This window comes from Sorangium sp. So ce131, assembly GCF_051519095.1.
GTDB lineage: Bacteria > Myxococcota_A > Polyangia > Polyangiales > Polyangiaceae > Sorangium.
Genome location: NZ_CP150455.1, coordinates 5,070,815 through 5,087,423 on the forward strand (window position 1 = coordinate 5,070,815; position 16,609 = coordinate 5,087,423).

9 protein-coding genes are annotated in these 16,609 nt (G+C 72.6%); 5 read left to right on the forward strand and 4 right to left on the reverse strand.

Annotation, left to right across the window (positions count from 1 at the left end; translation table 11 throughout):
- The first annotated feature begins 127 nt into the window (after positions 1-127).
- The gene (locus tag WMF43_RS18225; RefSeq protein ID WP_437681760.1) at positions 128-712 is read left to right on the forward strand and encodes a hypothetical protein; all 585 of its coding nucleotides are present in this window, start codon (positions 128-130) and stop codon (positions 710-712) included.
- Between the two features lie 302 nt (positions 713-1,014).
- Here the strand turns inward: WMF43_RS18225 and WMF43_RS18230 are convergent, their stop codons facing one another.
- Entirely contained in the window at positions 1,015-1,530 is a 516-nt protein-coding gene (locus WMF43_RS18230) for a universal stress protein (protein ID WP_437681761.1), read from the reverse strand.
- Between the two features lie 335 nt (positions 1,531-1,865).
- On the opposite strand from WMF43_RS18230, the gene WMF43_RS18235 reads away from it, so the two are divergent.
- Together WMF43_RS18235 and WMF43_RS18240 are read left to right on the forward strand one after the other, a co-directional pair.
- Entirely contained in the window at positions 1,866-6,692 is a 4,827-nt protein-coding gene (locus tag WMF43_RS18235; RefSeq protein ID WP_437681763.1) for an AAA family ATPase, read from the forward strand.
- A gap of 694 nt (positions 6,693-7,386) precedes the next feature.
- On the forward strand, positions 7,387-9,567 hold the full coding sequence (locus WMF43_RS18240; protein ID WP_437681765.1) for a hybrid sensor histidine kinase/response regulator: 2,181 nt from the start codon (positions 7,387-7,389) through the stop codon (positions 9,565-9,567).
- Between the two features lie 31 nt (positions 9,568-9,598).
- Here WMF43_RS18240 and WMF43_RS18245 read toward each other — a convergent pair whose 3' ends face one another.
- The 3 genes from WMF43_RS18245 to WMF43_RS18255 all read right to left on the reverse strand — a co-directional run bounded on the left by WMF43_RS18245 (position 9,599) and on the right by WMF43_RS18255 (position 13,741).
- Positions 9,599-10,876 carry a hypothetical protein gene (locus tag WMF43_RS18245; RefSeq protein WP_437681767.1) on the reverse strand — a complete coding sequence of 426 codons (1,278 nt, stop codon included), beginning with the start codon at positions 10,874-10,876 and terminating at the stop codon, positions 9,599-9,601.
- Positions 10,877-11,656: 780 nt separating this feature from the next.
- On the reverse strand, positions 11,657-12,808 hold the full coding sequence (locus WMF43_RS18250) for a sigma 54-interacting transcriptional regulator (protein WP_437681769.1): 1,152 nt from the start codon (positions 12,806-12,808) through the stop codon (positions 11,657-11,659).
- Positions 12,809-13,408: 600 nt separating this feature from the next.
- Positions 13,409-13,741 carry an STAS domain-containing protein gene (locus tag WMF43_RS18255; protein ID WP_437681771.1) on the reverse strand — a complete coding sequence of 111 codons (333 nt, stop codon included), beginning with the start codon at positions 13,739-13,741 and terminating at the stop codon, positions 13,409-13,411.
- Positions 13,742-13,873: 132 nt separating this feature from the next.
- Between WMF43_RS18255 and WMF43_RS18260 the strand changes: the two genes are divergently transcribed.
- A complete protein-coding gene (locus WMF43_RS18260; RefSeq protein ID WP_437681772.1) occupies positions 13,874-14,986 on the forward strand; it encodes an SLBB domain-containing protein in 1,113 nt (370 codons plus the stop codon).
- 75 nt (positions 14,987-15,061) lie between these two features.
- Entirely contained in the window at positions 15,062-16,543 is a 1,482-nt protein-coding gene (locus WMF43_RS18265; protein ID WP_437681774.1) for a hypothetical protein, read from the forward strand.
- The last annotated feature ends 66 nt before the right edge of the window (positions 16,544-16,609 follow it).

Below are 16,609 nucleotides of genomic sequence, written 5' to 3' on the forward strand. Positions count from 1 at the left end.
GTGCTCCCCTTCGCCGAGGTGAACGACGGGCACCTCTCGCCCCGACGGCCGCTGCGCTCGCGGCCCGCGCCTTGACAGCCGCGAGGGGGCCTGCGATTCCCCTGGGCGAGCCCCGCGAGGACCGACGTTGAGCGCGCGCATCATCCTGGTTCGGCACGGCCGCTCGGGGCACGTCCACTCCGGCTGGATCGACGCCACCGGGTTCCAGCGCTGGCGCGACGCCTACGACACCGCGGCCCTGGCGCCCGGGGAGATGCCGCCGCCCGCGCTCCGGTCCCTGGCGATGCAGGTAGGCGCGGTGGTCGCGAGTGATCTGCCGCGCGCCCGCGCCTCGGCCGAGCTGCTCGTCCCCGGCGCCGAGATCGCCACGTCGGCGCTGCTGCGCGAGCTGGAGCAGCCGGCGCCGCTGCTCGGGAGCGCGCGGGTGCCCCTCGCGGTCTGGGCGCTCGCGATCGGCCTCCGGAAGGCGTACGGCGCGCTCCGCGCCGAGGCGGCGTCCCCCGCGGCGCAGCGCCAGGCGGGCGAGGCGGCCGAGTGGTTGATCGAGCTCGCGGCCCGGCGCGGCAGCGTGCTCGCGGTCACCCACGCCTGGTTCCGCGAGGTGCTGGCGCGGGCGCTGGCCGACCGCGGATGGCGCCGCGTGCACGCGTCGGGTCGTTACGCCCACTGGAGCGCGTGGACGCTGACCGACGGGCGTCGCCCCGGATCGTAGTTATGCCCTGCGGGTCGGCGCCAGCTCCCGTAGAGCGACAAGCGGGTTGAACCAGCCAGAAACGAGCAGAAATCGAGCGCCAAGGACGCCAAGGCGCCAAGGCGCCAAGGACGCCAAGAAGAAGAGAATATCTTGGCGTCCTTGGCGCCTTGGCGTCCTTGGCGCTCGATTTCTCGCTCGATCAACATGATCGGTGTCCTAGAATACCGCCAGCGGCGGCCATCCTCGACCGCGGCGGCTGCGGCCACCGCTCCAAGAAGGGCCTCACAGGAAGGCGGGAATCCCCAATTGATGTGTGGACTTCAAGGCACCGCGAGGTCGAGCTCCTTCACGCCCATCGAGGGGTGATACACATCCGGCCCCTCCTCGCCCCGCCGCGCGCGCTCGCGCCCCCGCGCCACCGTGATGACGGGGACAGGGCTCCTTCGCGTCACCTTGTCCGCCACGCTCCCGAGCAGCAAACGGGAGATCCCTTTGCGCCGGTGCGTGCTCATCACGACGATGTACGGCCGCTCACTCTTTATCGCGCCGAGGATCTCCTCCGCCGGATCCCCCTCGCGCAGGAAGAAATGCACTCCGCCGTGCTCCTTCGCATAGCCCTCGAGCGCCCGGCGCGCGATGGCGCCGATCTTCGCGACGGTCTCCGGCACGAGCGCGATGTTCACGCCCGCGTACGCGTACTGCGGCAGCGTGTAGACGTGCATCATCACGACCTCGCCCCCGATCCGCTGGGCGAGGTCCGCGGCGAGCGCCACGGCGCTGGAAGACTCCTCCTCCAGATCGACCGGTACCAGGATTTTCTTCGAGGCGTCGTTCATATGCGCTCCTCCCTTGTCGTCGGTCCGTCGGGGATCAATGCAGGGACGATGCCACCACGGAAAACGCGTTTTCCACGGGGCCTCGCCGCGGAGAACGCGCACGTTCTGCGGTCGAGTGCAGCCCCTGCGGGCCTGCGAACACCAACCGCGCTTGCAACTTGCTGCTCTGGACGGAGCCGCTACGCTGCATTCTGAAGACGAGCGCCATGACGCAAATCGTTCGCCCTTTCTGGCCGCGCGCCGGCGCGCTCGCCATAACGCGCGGCCAGCCCACCGCCCGAGGCCGCGGATGTGGACGTGTGTGCCGCGCGGTCGTTCTGCCGGGGTGAGCCGATATGCAATCAACCATCCTTCATCTGGGTACAGGCTTCACGGTCCACACGGCGAGCGACACCCCCTTTGGCGCCTTGGTGGCCGTGAAGGAGCCGACCGGCGAGCTCGTCACCGAGCACCAGGAGGCGGCGCTCGACAACGAGTTCGAGCTGCTGCGCGGCCTCTCGGTGCCCGGGATCCGCAAGGCATACGGGCGGGGTGCCATCGACGGCAAACCCGTCCTGTACCTCGAGCACTTCGACGGCCTCACGCTGCGGCGTTTCGTCGCCGAGCATCACCCCACATTGCGCGAGCGCGTCGAGATCGCGACCTCGATCGCGCGCGCGCTCGCCGGGCTGCATCAGGCCGGCGTCATCCACCGGGACCTGAGCGGCTCGAACGTCCTCGTCTCGCCGGGCACCCGGGAGATCTGCATCATCGATCTCGGCCTCGGCGTGCGCGGCGCGCAGCTAGACGCCGACCTCGGGGCGCCGGCCGGTACGCTGGAGTACATGGCGCCCGAACAATCGGGCCGTATGAGGCGCAGGCTCGATCACCGGGCGGATCTCTATGCGCTCGGCGCCCTGCTCTACGAGCTGTTCGTGGGCGAGCCGCCCTTCGTATCGGACGATCCGCTCGACCTCCTCCACAGGCACCTCGCCGAGCGCCCGTCGCCCCCGGCGCGGCGCGACGCCTCCGTGCCGGCGCCGATCAGCGATCTCGTGATGGCGCTGCTCGAGAAGGACCCGGACGCCCGGTATCAGTCGGCCGAGGGCGTCGTGCACGACCTGAGCCGCTGCCTGGAGCAGCTCGACGCGGGCCGCGCGATCACCCCGTTCCCGCTGCGCCGCGCCGACCCCGCGCTCGCGCTGAGCGCCCCGCCGCGCCTCTACGGTCGCGACGAGGAGCTCTCGGCCCTGCGCGCCGCCTTCGAGCGCAGCGCCTCCCGGGCCGAGGTCGTGCTGCTCGCCGGTTACTCCGGCATCGGCAAGACCTCGCTCGTCGCGCAGCTGGGCGAGGAGGTCACCGCGGCCGGCGGCGCGCTGGTCACGGGCAAATGCGACCAGTACGCGCGCACCACGCCCTACGGCCCCTTCGTCCAGGCGATGGAGTCGCTCGCCGCGCGTGTTCTTGGGCTCCCCGCGCAGGAATACGCGCAGAAGCAGGAGGCCGCGCGCGCCGCGGTGGGGGCTCTGGGTCAGGCGCTGCTCGCGGTGATTCCCGGCCTCCGCCCCCTGCTCGGCGACCTGCCGAGCGCGCCGGTCCTGTCCGGGCAGGAGGCCCAGAACCGCTTCAACCACCTCTTCTCGAGCCTGCTCGGCGCGCTGGTCAGCCCCGAGCGCCCGCTCGTCCTGTTCCTCGACGATCTCCAGTGGATCGACGCCGCGTCGCTCGGGCTGCTGACGCACCTGCTCGGCGAGGATCGCCGCCCGGGGCTCCTGCTGCTCGGCGCGTACCGCGACAACGAGGTCGACGCGTCGCACCCGCTCCGCGCCGCCCTGGCGGACCTCGAGCGGCGCGGCGCCTCGACGCGGACCGTGACGCTCCACGACCTCGAGCCCGCGCATGTCCGCGCGCTCCTCGCCGACACCTTCGCGCCGCGGGCGGCCGGCGCCGACCTCGATCAGCTCGCCGCCGGGCTCCACCGGAGGACGCAGGGCAACCCGTTCCACCTGCGCTGCGCGCTGCGCGACCTGATGAGCGCCGGGTGCATCCGCTTCTCGGCCGGCGAGGGCGGCTGGACGTGGGAGGAGGCGGCTCTCGAGCGGCTCGCCGTCTCGGAGAGCGTCGGCGAGCTCCTGGCCCGCAAGATCGCGGAGCTCCCGCCCCGCACGCGCGAGGTCCTGGCCGTCGCCGCGTGCGCCGGGGATCACGCGCCCCTGCCGCTGCTCGGGGCCGCGCTGGTGTGGCCCGCCGCCGAGCTCGAGGAGGCGCTGCGCCCCGCCCAGCGCGAGGGGCTCGTGAACGTGGTCGCCGGCGAGGTGCGCTTCGCCCACGACCGCATCCATCAGGCCGGAGCCGGCCTGCTCGGCGACGGGCGGCTCGCGTGGCACCTGCGGCTCGGCCGGCTGCTGCTCGCCGAGGCGCGCCGCTCCGGGGGCGACGCGACGCGTTATGACGCCGCCGACCACCTCGGCAGGGCGCTCGACCTGCTCGACGACCCCGCCGAGCGCCTCGACGTCGCGCGGATCGAGCTCGCCGCCGGGCAGCGCGCCTTGCACGCCGGCGCCCCGGAGCAGGCGCGCTTCTTCCTCACGAACGGCGTCGCGCTGCTGCCCGCGGACGCCTGGACGGCGCTCCCGGAGCTCGCCTCCGCGCTGCACCGCGCCCTCATGGAGGCGGAGTTCCTGACGGCCCACTTCGCGCACGCCGACGCCCTCTTTGCGACCCTCCTCGAGCGCGAGGCCTCGCCGGTCGCGCTCGCGGACGTGTACGCCCTGCACATCATGCAGCGGACGATGCAGGGCCGGTACGCCGACGCGCTGCTCGCCGGCCGCACGATCCTCGGGGCGCTCGGGTTCGAGCTGCCCGCGTCGGTCACCGCCGCGGAGCTCGAACGGGACCTCGGCCGGCTCGAGGCGCGGCTCGGGGGGCGCGATCTCCGCGCGCTGCTCGACGCCCCGCCGGTGAAGGACGAGCGCATCCGCAAGGCCGCGAAGATCTGCGGCATCCTGTGCCCGACCAGCTTCTTCGTGGACCCGCTGTACAACGGGGTCCTCGGCCTCATGGCGTGGAACATCGTGCTCGACGCGGGCCCCTGCCATGGCCTCAGCTTCCCGATCGCGACGACGACGCTGATCTATTACCTCCTGCGGAACGATTACCGCACCGGGGAGCTCTCCGCGCGCTTCGGCATGGACCTCGCGGCGCGGCTCGACGACCGGCTGGATCAAGGCAACTGCGCCCACATCTACGCGCTGTTCACGAGCCACTGGTCGCGCCCGCTCGCGGACTCGTTGCCTGTGGCGCGGCAGGCGTTCACGTCCCTGCTCGAGAACGGGAACCTCCAGATGGCGGGGTACACGTTCTTCAGCACGCTTGGCGCGACGTACGAGGGCGGCGCCCGCCTCGCCGACGTCCACGCGGAGGTGGAGCGGGCGCTCGCCTTCGTGCAGAAGACGAACAACCGCCACGCCGCGGACGCGTTCGTCGTCTTCGCGCGGCTCGTCGCCGCGCTTACGAGGCCTGACGGGTGGATCGCCTCCTTCGACGGGGACGGCTTCTCGGAGCGGGAGCACCTGGCGCACGCGGGCCAGAACCAGATGGCCCTCGCCTATTATCATATCTACAAGCTCGTCCTCTGTTATCTGCTGGGCGCCCAGGAGGATGCCTGTCGCCACGCGGAGCTCGCGACCCAGCTCGCCCCGTTCATCACCGGCTTCTTGCCGGTCGTGACCGCGAACACCTATGCGTCGCTCGCCTGGCTGCGCCGGGCCGAGTCCGTGGGCGCGGCGGAGCGGCCCGCCTGGCTCGAGCGCGTCGCGGCGAACCAGCGGCAGCTCGGCGCCTGGGCCGCGGGCTCCCCCGAGAGCTTCGGCCACCGTCACGATCTCGTCGAGGCGGAGCGCCTGCGCCTCGCGGGAGAGCCCTGGGCGGCGCTCGACCGGTACGACCGGGCGATCCAGCGCGCCGGCGCGAGCGGCCAGATCCACGAGGCGGCGCTCGGCTGCGAGCTCGCGGGGCGGCACCTGCTCGCGCTCGACAAGCCGCGGCTCGCGCAGCCGTACCTCGTCGAGGCGCTGCACGGCTACCGCCGCTGGGGCGCGCGCGCCAAGGTCCTGGAGCTCCAGGCGGCCCACGCGCAGCTCCTGCGCCGGCGCTCGGCGAGCGTCGCGCCCCCGAGCGGCGCGCCGGGCCCGATCACCGCGGGCAACGTCACCACCGAGCCGCTGTCGCCGAGGCTCGACGTCGGATCCATCCTGAAGGCGGCGCGCGCCGTTGCGAGCGAGATCGTCCTCGATCGCCTGCTCGATCAGCTCATGCGGGTGCTGCTCGAGAACACCGGGGCGGAGCGCGGCCTGCTGCTCTTGCCGCGGGCCGGCGAGCTCGCGGTGGCCGCGTCGCTCCGGGTCGGTGAGGGCGCGCCGGATCTCGGGTTCTCGGCCGCGGTGGTGAGCTACGTCGAGCGCGCCCGCGAGCCTTTGGTCCTCGACCATGCCGCCGCCGACCCGCGCTTCGCCGGCACGTTCGGCGAGGCGCCGGGCCCGCGTTCGCTCCTCTGCGCGCCGCTGCTCGACCGGGGCGAGCTGGCCGGGCTGGTCTACCTCGAGAACAACCTCACGACGGGCGCGTTCACCCCGGATCGGCTGCACGTGACGAGCCTGCTCGGGGCGCAGGCGGCGCTGTCGATCAACAACGCGCTCCTCTACGCCACGCTCGAGCGCAAGGTCGAGGAGCGCACCGCCGAGCTGCGCGAGCGCAACGAGGAGCTCGAGCGCAGCAGGCTGCTGCTCTCGCAGCTCGCGGACGAGCTGTCCACGCCGCTCATCCGGCTCGGCGACCGCGTGCTCATGGCGCCGCTCATCGGCGGCGTCGACGACGCGCGCGCCGCGTCCATCATGGATCGTGTCCTGTCGGCGATCTCCGCCGAAGGCGCCGCGCATGTCATCCTCGACGTCACCGGCGTCTCGCGGATGGACGCGAGCACCGCCGGCCACCTCGTGCGCCTCGTCCGCGCGGCCGGCCTGCTCGGCGCCCAGGCCATCCTGGCCGGCGTCCCGCCGCGGGTGGCGGCGTCGCTCGTGTCGCTCGGCGTGGATCTGTCGGGCGTCTCGACCGTGCGCGACGTCCGGGCGGCGCTGGAGCGCTGCTACCGGCCGGGGCTGCGCGCGGCCGGCGCGAGGGGGTGATGGCCTCCGAGGCCGCGTGGGTTGTTGAACATGAGTCGCTCGCCGAGGCGGCGATTCGAGGGCGTTGCCAGCACCCGGTCCCTATCGGGACAGATGGGGCCTCTTTCCGGCGGGGGCTCGCTTCCGGGAGATCACAAGGAGTTGCTTTGGCCAGGTCTTCGCTCGCGAGCCCTTGATACCGGGAGAGAAGCGATCGACACGGGCTTGCCCTCTCACCTGAAAACCGCCTGGTTCCGTGCCTCACAGGTCTGGCCAGGGATCCCGAGAGATTTCAACGCAAAGGCGCAAAGGCGCAAACCAGAATTTTCGCTGTATTTTTGTGCCTTTGCGTTGAATTTCTCTTCTCCCGCCGTGATCCCTGCCAAGACTTCTGGCAGGTCGAACCAGATCGTCGTCTCGACAATCCTTCGACATGGTCTCTCAGAGCTTCTCCGGACGTGCAGCGCCCCATCGGCCCACGTGAATTGATGGCCGCGCTTCCATCTGTTAGCTTGTGCACGCCGCCCCTCGTCGCGGCCGCAGGTCCTCTCGTCCCCTCGTCCTCACTCTTGCGGCGAGCGACGCCCTGCGCCCACCCCGCCCGGATCCCCGCTCCGTGAAGGACGTCTGCGACGTGACTCCGCCTCGCTCACGACGTGGCAAGCTGACCCGCTTGCCGGTCGGCGCGTTCCGCCCGACGGCGCGGTGAATGGCCATGACACACCCGACCGACGCTGACGCCGCCACCGCGGCCGGCGGGACCGTTCCCGTTCGTTCGCCGGCCTCGCCCCCCGATTTCCGGGCCGTCTTCGAGGCTTCCCCGAGCGTTGATCTCCTCCTCGCCCCGGACCTCACGGTCGTCGCCGCGAGCGACGCGTACCTGCGCGCCTCGCTGATGGCCCGGGACGCGCTCGTCGGCCGGCACCTCTTCGATGTCTTCCCCGGGGACCCGTCCGATCCGGCCGCGGCTCCCGCGGCGGACGTGCGCGCCTCGCTCGCCCGTGTGCTCGCGACACGCGCCCCCGACACGGTGGCCGCGCAGCGGTACGCCGTCCGGCGTCCGGCCGGGCAGGGCGGCGGGTTCGAGGAGCGGTGCTGGTCGATCACCCACACGCCCATCCTGGGCGCGGACGGCGCCGTCGAGCACATCCTCCACCGGGTCGACGACGCGACCGGGCTTGCCCGGAAGGGAGACGGGCAGAAGGCCGCCTTGGTCAATGGAGCCCCGCCCGTTGACGCTTCCGCCTTCTTGCGCGCCTCCGAGCGGCTCGGGCCGATCGAGTACGTCTCGACGGTGGCGCCGGACGTCACCGAGAGGAACCGGGACGAGGACGCGCTCCGGCGGCGCGAGCAGGAGTTCCGGACCCTGGCCGAGAACATCCCGGCGCTCGTCGCCCGGTTCGACCGGGAGCTCCGGCACCTCTACGTCAACCGCCAGGTGGCGGCGGCGACCGGCCTCCCGGCCTCGGCCTTCCTGGGAAAGACGAACCGGGACCTCGGCATGCCCGAGGAGCTCTGCGCGCCCGTCGACGCGCAAGTGCGGCACGTCTTCGCGACGGGCCAGGCCACGACCCTCGAGTTCGTGTACCCGTCGCCCGCCGGTCCCAGGTGCTTTCATTCCTGGCTCGGCCCCGAGCTCAGCGCCTCCGGCTCGGTCGAGACGGTGTGCGCCATCACCCGCGACGTCACGGAGCAGAAGGAGCTCGAGAAGGAGCTCCGGCGGCGGATGGAGGAGCTGGCCGCGGCCGACCGGCGGAAGGACGAGTTCCTCGCCACCCTGGCCCACGAGCTCAGGAACCCGCTCGCCCCGCTCCGGAACGGCCTCGAGCTCCTGCGGCTCGGCGCGTCCGATCCGGCGGCTTCCGAGCGGGCGCGCGCGATGATGGAGCGGCAGGTCGCCCACATGGTGCGGCTCATCGACGACCTGCTCGACGTCTCCCGGATCACGCGCGGCAAGCTCCGGCTCCGCCGCGAGCGGGTGGAGCTCGCGAGCGTCGTGCAGAGCGCCATCGAGGCGAGCCGCCCGCTCATCGACGCGTCCCGCCACGCGCTCACGGTCGACGTCCCCCCGGGCCCCATCCACCTCGACGTGGACCCGACCCGGCTCGCCCAGGTGCTCTCGAACCTGCTCACGAACGCGGCCAAGTACACCGATCCGGGCGGCCGCATCCGGCTCTCGGTCGAGCGGCAGGGCGGCGAGGTCGTCATCGCGGTGCGCGACACCGGGATCGGGATCGCCGCCGAGCACGTCCCCGGGCTCTTCCAGATGTTCTCCCAGGTATCCCCGGCGCTCGAGCGGTCCCAGGGCGGGCTCGGGATCGGGCTGTCGCTGGTCCGCGGGCTGGTCGAGCTCCACGGCGGGCGCGTCGCCGCGAGGAGCGACGGTCCAGGCAAGGGCAGCGAGTTCTCGGTCCGGCTGCCGCTCGCGGAGGAGCGCGCGCCGGCGGCGCCGCCGCCGGGCGAGGCGCGCGAGGCATCCCCATCGCCGTCGAGGTGCCGCGTCCTGGTGGTGGACGACAACTCCGACGCCGCCGACAGCCTGGCCATGCTGTTGCGCGTGCTCGGTTATGCCATCGAGATCGCGTACGACGGCCGTCAGGCGGCCGAGGTCGCGGCGAGGTTTCGCCCCGACGTGGCGCTGCTCGACATCGGCCTCCCGAAGATGAACGGGTACGAGGTCGCGCGGTATCTCCGCGAGCAACCGTGGGGAAAGGAGTTGGTCCTCGTCGCCCTGACCGGCTGGGGCCAGCAGGAGGACAAGCAACGAGCGACGGAGGCGGGCTTCGACGTCCACCTGACGAAGCCCGTGGACCCGGGCGCCATCAAGGCGTTGCTGGCCGATCTGGACGAGCGGCGGCGGGCGCCCGCGCACCCCGCCCCGCCTCGATCACCTTGAAGCGCCCACGGCCGCACCGGGCCGGTCTCCCTCAGGCGCCCTGCCGATCGCGCCGCTCCCGCGGCGCCCGGCGCTGCCGCAGGAGCCCCGCCGCGAGCGCGCCGAGGCCCGCCGCCAGCATCCCGCTGGCCCCTTCCGTGCCGGCCTGCATCTGGCACCCCACGCCCACGATCCGCCCGTTCTCGGCGCCGCTCCCCGGCGCGCCGCCGCCCGAGCCGCCGCTCGGCGATCCGGGATTGCCCGTCGTCGGGCCGCTGCTCCCGTTCGAGCCGCTGCTCCCCGTCGGGCCCCCGTTGCCCGAGCCGCCGTTGCCCGAGCCGCCGCCCTGCGCGCACGGGGACCCCGCGGGCCATGCGAGCGGGCTCTCCGAGTAGGCCGACAGCCGCGCGCGCATGTCGGCCGCCGTCCCGCCGGCCGCCGATTGCGACGGGGGGACGGCGCCGAGCTTCCCGGTGGCCCGGAAGCCGTCGGGATCGCCGCTCCCGAGCAGCTCGAACATCACGCCGCCGAGCCCCGCCGCGGCGAAGCGCTCGAGCAACGTCCGGTTCCCGTCGAAGAAATGGTAGTCCGTGCTCCCGATCGGCTGCTGCCACGAAATCAAAGGCACCTTGGCGCTCGACGTGACCGTTCGGAGCCAGGTCAGGTTCGCCGTCACGAGCGCCTCGTCCAGCGGCTCCCACCACGTCGACTCGTCGGTGCTGAGGTGGAAATTCTCGCCCACCAGCACGTCCCAGTCCCCCATGGACGAGTAGAAGCCGGTCACGACCTCGGGATGCTGGCCTGCACGGAAGTTCGACGCGTGCCATCCCATGCGCACCGAGGGCGCGTGCTGGTCCCGGAGCTTCAGGAGCGCCTGCCCCAGGCCTCCCGCGTGATCCGGAAACCCGGCGACGTCGGGGTGCCCCGAGCTCGCGACGGCGACCGGCACCGAGGTCGCGTCGGCGTTCCCCTCGACGCCCATGGCCCACATCATGAAGCCCCACGAGTCCGGCTCGACGTGCACGATCACGGGCACGTCGGCCATGGCCGAGGTCTGGAGCAAGAAGATGAAGCTCTCGAAGTACTCGTGCATCAGCCCCTTGTTCTGGAGCACCTTCTGCACGATCTCCGGCTCGCTCCCGTCGATGTCGGCGCGCTGCCCGATCTGGAGGAGCTGGTAGAACGTGAATACCGGGATGGCACCCACGGATTTCGCGGCCTCGATCTTCGAGAGCAGGTAGCTCTGCACGGCGGGTTTCGGATCATCCGTCGGCAAGATGTAGAGATAGATGAAATTCCAATCGACCCCCGCCTCCTGCGCGGCGGTCATGGGCCAATCGCCGGCGGCGGAAAAATTGGATAGGCCCACACCCAGCGCCGAGCCGAGATCTCCGCATATCGCGTGCGAGGGCGCAGCATATGCGACCTCGGCGCAGAGGGACGCGGCGGCAAGGGCTGAGAGGATTGCCTTGATTCTCATTGAGATCGAGATTCGATAAAAGGCGTCAATCTGTCAAGGCGAAACATCGATCCTGGCGAGCGGGCAAAACGCTGCTGGAACGCGCTTCAACCGGACAAACGCGGCAAGGGATCCGACGAAAAGGCCGCGGAAATTGCGCGCGAAATGCGTCGATGTATACTGCGACGGTATCTGTCCGTCGACCCGGAACCATGCTGTTAGCTCTCTGACCGAACACAGGTCACGGCAACCGTGAGCGAACGTCGATCGAGAGTGGTCATGATGAATCCACCCTCTCGATGCGCTCACGAGCACGAGCGGGAGAGCGCGGAAGGCGCGCGGCCTTCAATCGCCGGCAGTGCTGCACGGGATCGCCTCGCGCCGCGCTGCGCGGAGCTGCGTCTCCGCGCAGCCGACCTCCGCGCCGCACGGCGGTGGGAGACTACCCTTCGCCGAAGGTGAGGGTAGGGGACCTGCAGAGTCCACCCACCCTGGCGCAGTCGAGGGCGAGGGTAGGGGACCTGCAGAGTCCACCCACCCTGGCGCAGGTCGTCCACGTCCCGTCGCGCCGCTGGCCTCCATGGGCCGAAAGGCCGGCGGCCGCCGCGGGCTCCCGCGCTCGCGCGCCGGGGCGGCGCGCGCCTGGGATCATCAGTCGGTGCTCTGCTGGGTCGCCCGGCAACCGCGGCGCCTCGACGCCGGGGGGCGGCGCAGGCGGCTCGGGGACGCCTGCGCCTTCGGCGCGTCGCTCGGGCGCAGGACGCGCGGGCGCCGCTGCAGCGGGGACAGGGCGTCGTCGCCCTCGGCCCGGAACTGGGCCACGCGCCGGTACAGCGTCGCCCGGCTGATCCCGAGCATCTCCGCCGCCTTCGTGACGCTCTGGCCGCACGCGGCGAGCGCGCGCTCGATCGCGGCGCGCTCGATCTCGGCGAGCGGCGTCACCGCCGCCGGCGCCGGGGCCCGCCGGACGTACTCCGGGAGATCCGCCGCGGTGATCTCGCCGCCCTCGCACGAGAGGATGCTGCGGTGCACGATGTTGAACAGCTCGCGCACGTTGCCCGGCCACGCGTACGCCTCGAGCGCGTCGAGCGCGTCGCGCCGCACCCGCACCCGCCGGCCGCCCTCGAGCACCCCGAGCGCGTGGTCCACGAGGAGCGCGATGTCCTCCCGCCGCTCGCGGAGCGGCACCACCTCGATCGGGAACACGACCAGGCGGAAGTAGAGATCCTCGCGGAAGCGGCCGCTCTCCACCTCCGCGCGCAGATCCCGCTGGGTCGCGCACACGACGCGCACGTCGAGCGGGATCTCGGTCGACCCGCCGACGCGCCGGATCGCGCGCTGCTGCAGGGCGCGCAGGAGGCACGTCTGGGTCGACATGCTCATCTCGCCGAGCTCGTCGAGCAGCAGCGTGCCGTGGTTCGCCTGCTCGAAGCACCCGGCGCGCGCGTGCGTCGCGCCGGTGAAGGCGCCGCGCTCGTGGCCGAACAGCTCCGCCTCCTGCAGCGCCTCGGGGATCGCCGCGCAGTTGATGGCCACGAACGGACCGGCCGCGCGCGGCCCGCGCTGGTGGATGGCGCGCGCCACGAGCTCCTTGCCCGTCCCGCTCTCGCCGAAGATCGCCACCGTCACGTCGCTCCGCGCGACGCGCTCGATCTGCCGATTGAGCGAGCGCATCGGCGCGCTCTCCCCGATCAGCATGACCGACTGCCCGGCCGAGCCCGAGGACGACACCAGCCGAGTCCCCGTCCGGGGCTCGTCCGCCTCGTGGGCTGCTGGGTCCGAATCGTTCTGTGTGCGAGCCATTGTAAACGAAGCCTCCTCAGCGACCGGACCCGGGCCGCGCCCGCCGTGTCGCCACCGCCGTCGCTCCCGGAAGGGGGACGGCGTTCCGCGCGCCCCCTGTCCGCACGCCCGAACCTCGTTGTCGGGTCGATGCGTGTCGATGCGACTCCATGCTCATGTCACGTGAATGTTACTATAGCCGGCCCGGACGAATCCGGTATGAGGAGTTACACGATCCAGCCACAATCAAGGCTGACGGCTCGCTCGAGCGCACAAGGCGCGGCGGCTCCCCGCGACTCGGCCGCAGGGCAAGCACACGAAGGACTCGCTCGGAAACAGAGACGAAACATCGACGCGCGGCCAATGCAATGTCGCAGCGTCGCAGCCTTGCGATGTCGCGCGACGGCGTCATCGACGCTCGCAATGGGCGAGGTCGCTATCTGCTGGCTTCCATGGCGTCCTTCCGGACCACTCGCTCCGCACAAGCCCGCTTCGACGTGACGGCGAACATGCAGAGTGACCTCGCGCGGCCGCCCGTCGACGTGGGCTCGATGAAAGGCAAGGTGGTCACGCGGCCGACCCTACCACAGCCGGGCGGCCTGAGCTCGCGCGAAGGCGAGCTCAGCGGGATAGTTCCAATGTCGCGGCACGGACGTCGGCGAAGATGTCGAAGACCTCGTGCAGGCGCATCGCCCTCGCGACGGTCTGGCCCGGCGGGCGCAGCGCCGCGATCGCGATCCGCACGCCGGCCGGCACCTCCCGCCGCGTCATGAGGAGCACCGACAGGCCGATCGGGTCGAAGACCTCCACGGCGCCGAGATCGAGGACGAACGCGCGCGCGCCGCGCCCCGCCGCCTGGAGCAGGTCGTCGCGCAGCCGCTCCGCGGCCGCTCGATCGAGGAGTCGGGTCGTCGCGCTGAGCGCGTGCACGCCGCCGTCGGTCGCACCGTCCATCAACCGGCCCTCCAGCGCGCGCGCCGGCCGTGGACGCCCCGCTCCGACCTCTCGCGGAGGGCTCGGGTCCTCGTCACACGCGGGCCGCGCATTGCGTCATCCGTGTGGAGTATACTAGGACTGTTGGCGAAGATGGTCGAAGACGCCGAACTTCTGGCGCCGCGGCTGGCCAGGGCAGCTCACTCGCTGGCCCGGCGGCGCCGCCGGGACGTCGATCCTCCGCGCCCGGTCCGGCGCCGCGACGCCGGAAAGAGGCTGCTCGCGGCGCCGGCGGCGCTGCTCGTCGCGCTGCTCGCCGGGGCGTGCAGCAACACGATGCCCGCGCCCAACCTGCTCGCGGACGACAAGCAGTTCCCGCCGCCGGCCAAGGTGGAGCCGAGCGGCGTGGCCGACACGCCGCCCGCTCCTTTCCAGGTGCTCCCGGGCGACGTGCTCCGCCTGCGCACGACGTCGGTCGACCCGATCGACGTGCCGGCGGTGACCGTCGACGAGCTGGGGCGCATCCACGTGCCCCTCGCCGGGGACGTGGAGGTGGGCGGCCTCGAGCTCGTCGCGGCGGAGAAGCGGGTCGAGCAGGCGCTGAAGCCGTACGACCCGTTCGGGCGCGCCAGCCTGCAGGTGGTCCAGGCCTCGGGGCACCGGGTCACGGTGGTCGGCGCGGTGGACAAGCCGGGCGCGTACGATCTCAGGCCGAACGCGCGCGTCGCGGAGATCGTGGTGTCGGCCGGCGGGTTCAAGACGTTCGACGAGGGCGGCGAGCTCTACGACGCCGCCGACCTCGACGCGGCGAGGATCCTCCGCGACGGCGCCGCGCTGCCGATCAGCCTGAGCCGCGCGATGCAGGGCGATCCGCGGCACAACGTGCGGCTCCGCGCCGGCGATCTCCTCTTCGTGCCCCCGGCGCGGAGCCGCCGCGTGGTCGTCCTCGGCGACGTGCGCTCGCCGCGCCTCGCGCCGTTCCGGTCCGGGATGCGCCTGACCGAGGCGCTGGCGATCGCGGGCGGCACGACCAAGGAGGCCGACAACGCCGACATCCGCATCATCCGCGGCCCGCTCTCGAGCCCGAGGGTCTATGTCGCCGACCTGAAGGCCCTCGTCGCCGGCCGCGGGGGCGACGTCGAGCTCGCCGCCGGCGACATCATCTTCGTCACCGAGCACTGGTTCGCCACGACGACCGACGTCGTGAACCGGCTCGTCCCGCCGCTCGCCGCGGTGGTCGTCCCCGTGCTGCTGCTCAGGAGGTGATCGCATGACGCTGCCGGGGACCCGGAGGCTCGCCGCGCGCCGAGCCCACACCGCCATGGACGCGGCGCAGCCCCGATGAGCCGCGCCGGCGAGAAGCGGGTGCTGATCGAGCTGCTCGCCGGCGGCGGCCGGCAGATCGCGGCGATGGTCGCGACCCTCGTCGCCTACACGGTGATGGCCCGCTGGCTGCAGGCCGAGAAGCTCGGCGCGTGGTCGCTGCTCGGCACGATCAGCTTCCAGCTCGTGCTCTCCGACCTCGGGCTGACCACCGCGGTCCAGCGCGCCGCCGTCGCGGCCGACGAGGAGCGCGCGCGCCGCGCCGTCGCGCTCGCGCTCGTCCCGCTCTGCACGCTGGGCCCGCTCGCGGCGGCCGCGTCCTACCTCTGGTTTTTGGGCATCGCCGGCGAGTCGGCGGAGCTCCAGGCGGACATCTCGCGCGCGGCCGTCTTCGCCCTCGCCGGCGGGGTCATCTCCGCGCTGGGCACGCCCTACCGCGGCTACATCATGGCCCGCGGCCGCGCGAACGCGGTCGCTTACGCGCGCACGGTGCAGGCGTTCACGCAGCTGCTCGTGGTGATCGGCGGCTTCTCGATCGTCGGGCGCACGCTGCTCGTGCCCGCGGGGGGCCTGCTCCTCGCGAGCGTGATCGAGCTCGTCATCACGGTGCTCGTCGCGCGGAAGATCGACCCGCGCCTGCCGCTCCTGCCCAGCGTCCCCCGGAGCGCCGGCGAGACGTGGGGCGCGTTCCGCGAGGGCGCCGCGTCGCTCGTCATCAGCGTCTCCTCGATGCTCGCGGTCCGCGTCGACGCCATCGTCCTCTCGCGGGTGGCGCCGCTCGCGATCGTCGCCTCGTACGCCGTCGCCGCCCGCGCCGTGGAGATGATCTACATGCTCGCCAAGCAGGCGACCGTCGTGCTCCAGCCCCGGCTCGGCGACCCCGCGCGGCGCGAGGGCGCGGTGCGGATCGGCACCGGCGTCTTCTGCGGCGCCATCGCCGTGAGCATGGGCGCGATCGCGCTCGACGCGCAGCCGCTGCTCGTGGCCTGGGTCGGCGCCGTCGCCGACAACGACGTGACCGCCACCGTGCTCACGATCCTCGCGCTCGCCGCGATCGTCACCTCGAGCGAGGAGATGGCGGGGTCCACGCTCACGCTGAGCGGGCGCACGGCGTGGGCCACGGCGGTGCCGGCCGCGCTCGGCGCCGCCGTGAACCTGTCGATCTCGGTGTTCGGATCGCCGCGGTACGGCATCTGGGCGGTCGCCGGGAGCACCGCCGTGGGGAGCCTGGTGAAGACGTCGCTCGCGTGGCGCAACGCGAGCCGGCTGCTCGGCTACGGCCTCCGCGACGTCGCGCGGGCGTTCGCGCCGCCGCTGCTGGGCGGGCTCGCCTCGCTGGGCACGGCGTGGGCGCTGCGCGACCGCGCGCTCACGGGCGCGCTCGCGAGCGCGGCGTCGTGCGCCGCCGCGGCGCTCGTGGGCGCGGCGGTCTGCGGGGCGCTGCTCTGGCGGCTCAGCCTGCGCCCCGGCGCGGCGCCCGCCGGCGCGCCCGCGGCGTGAGGCGTCGCGCCCGCGGCGTGAGGCGTCGCGCCCGCGGCGTGAGGCGTCACGCCCGCGGCGTGAGGC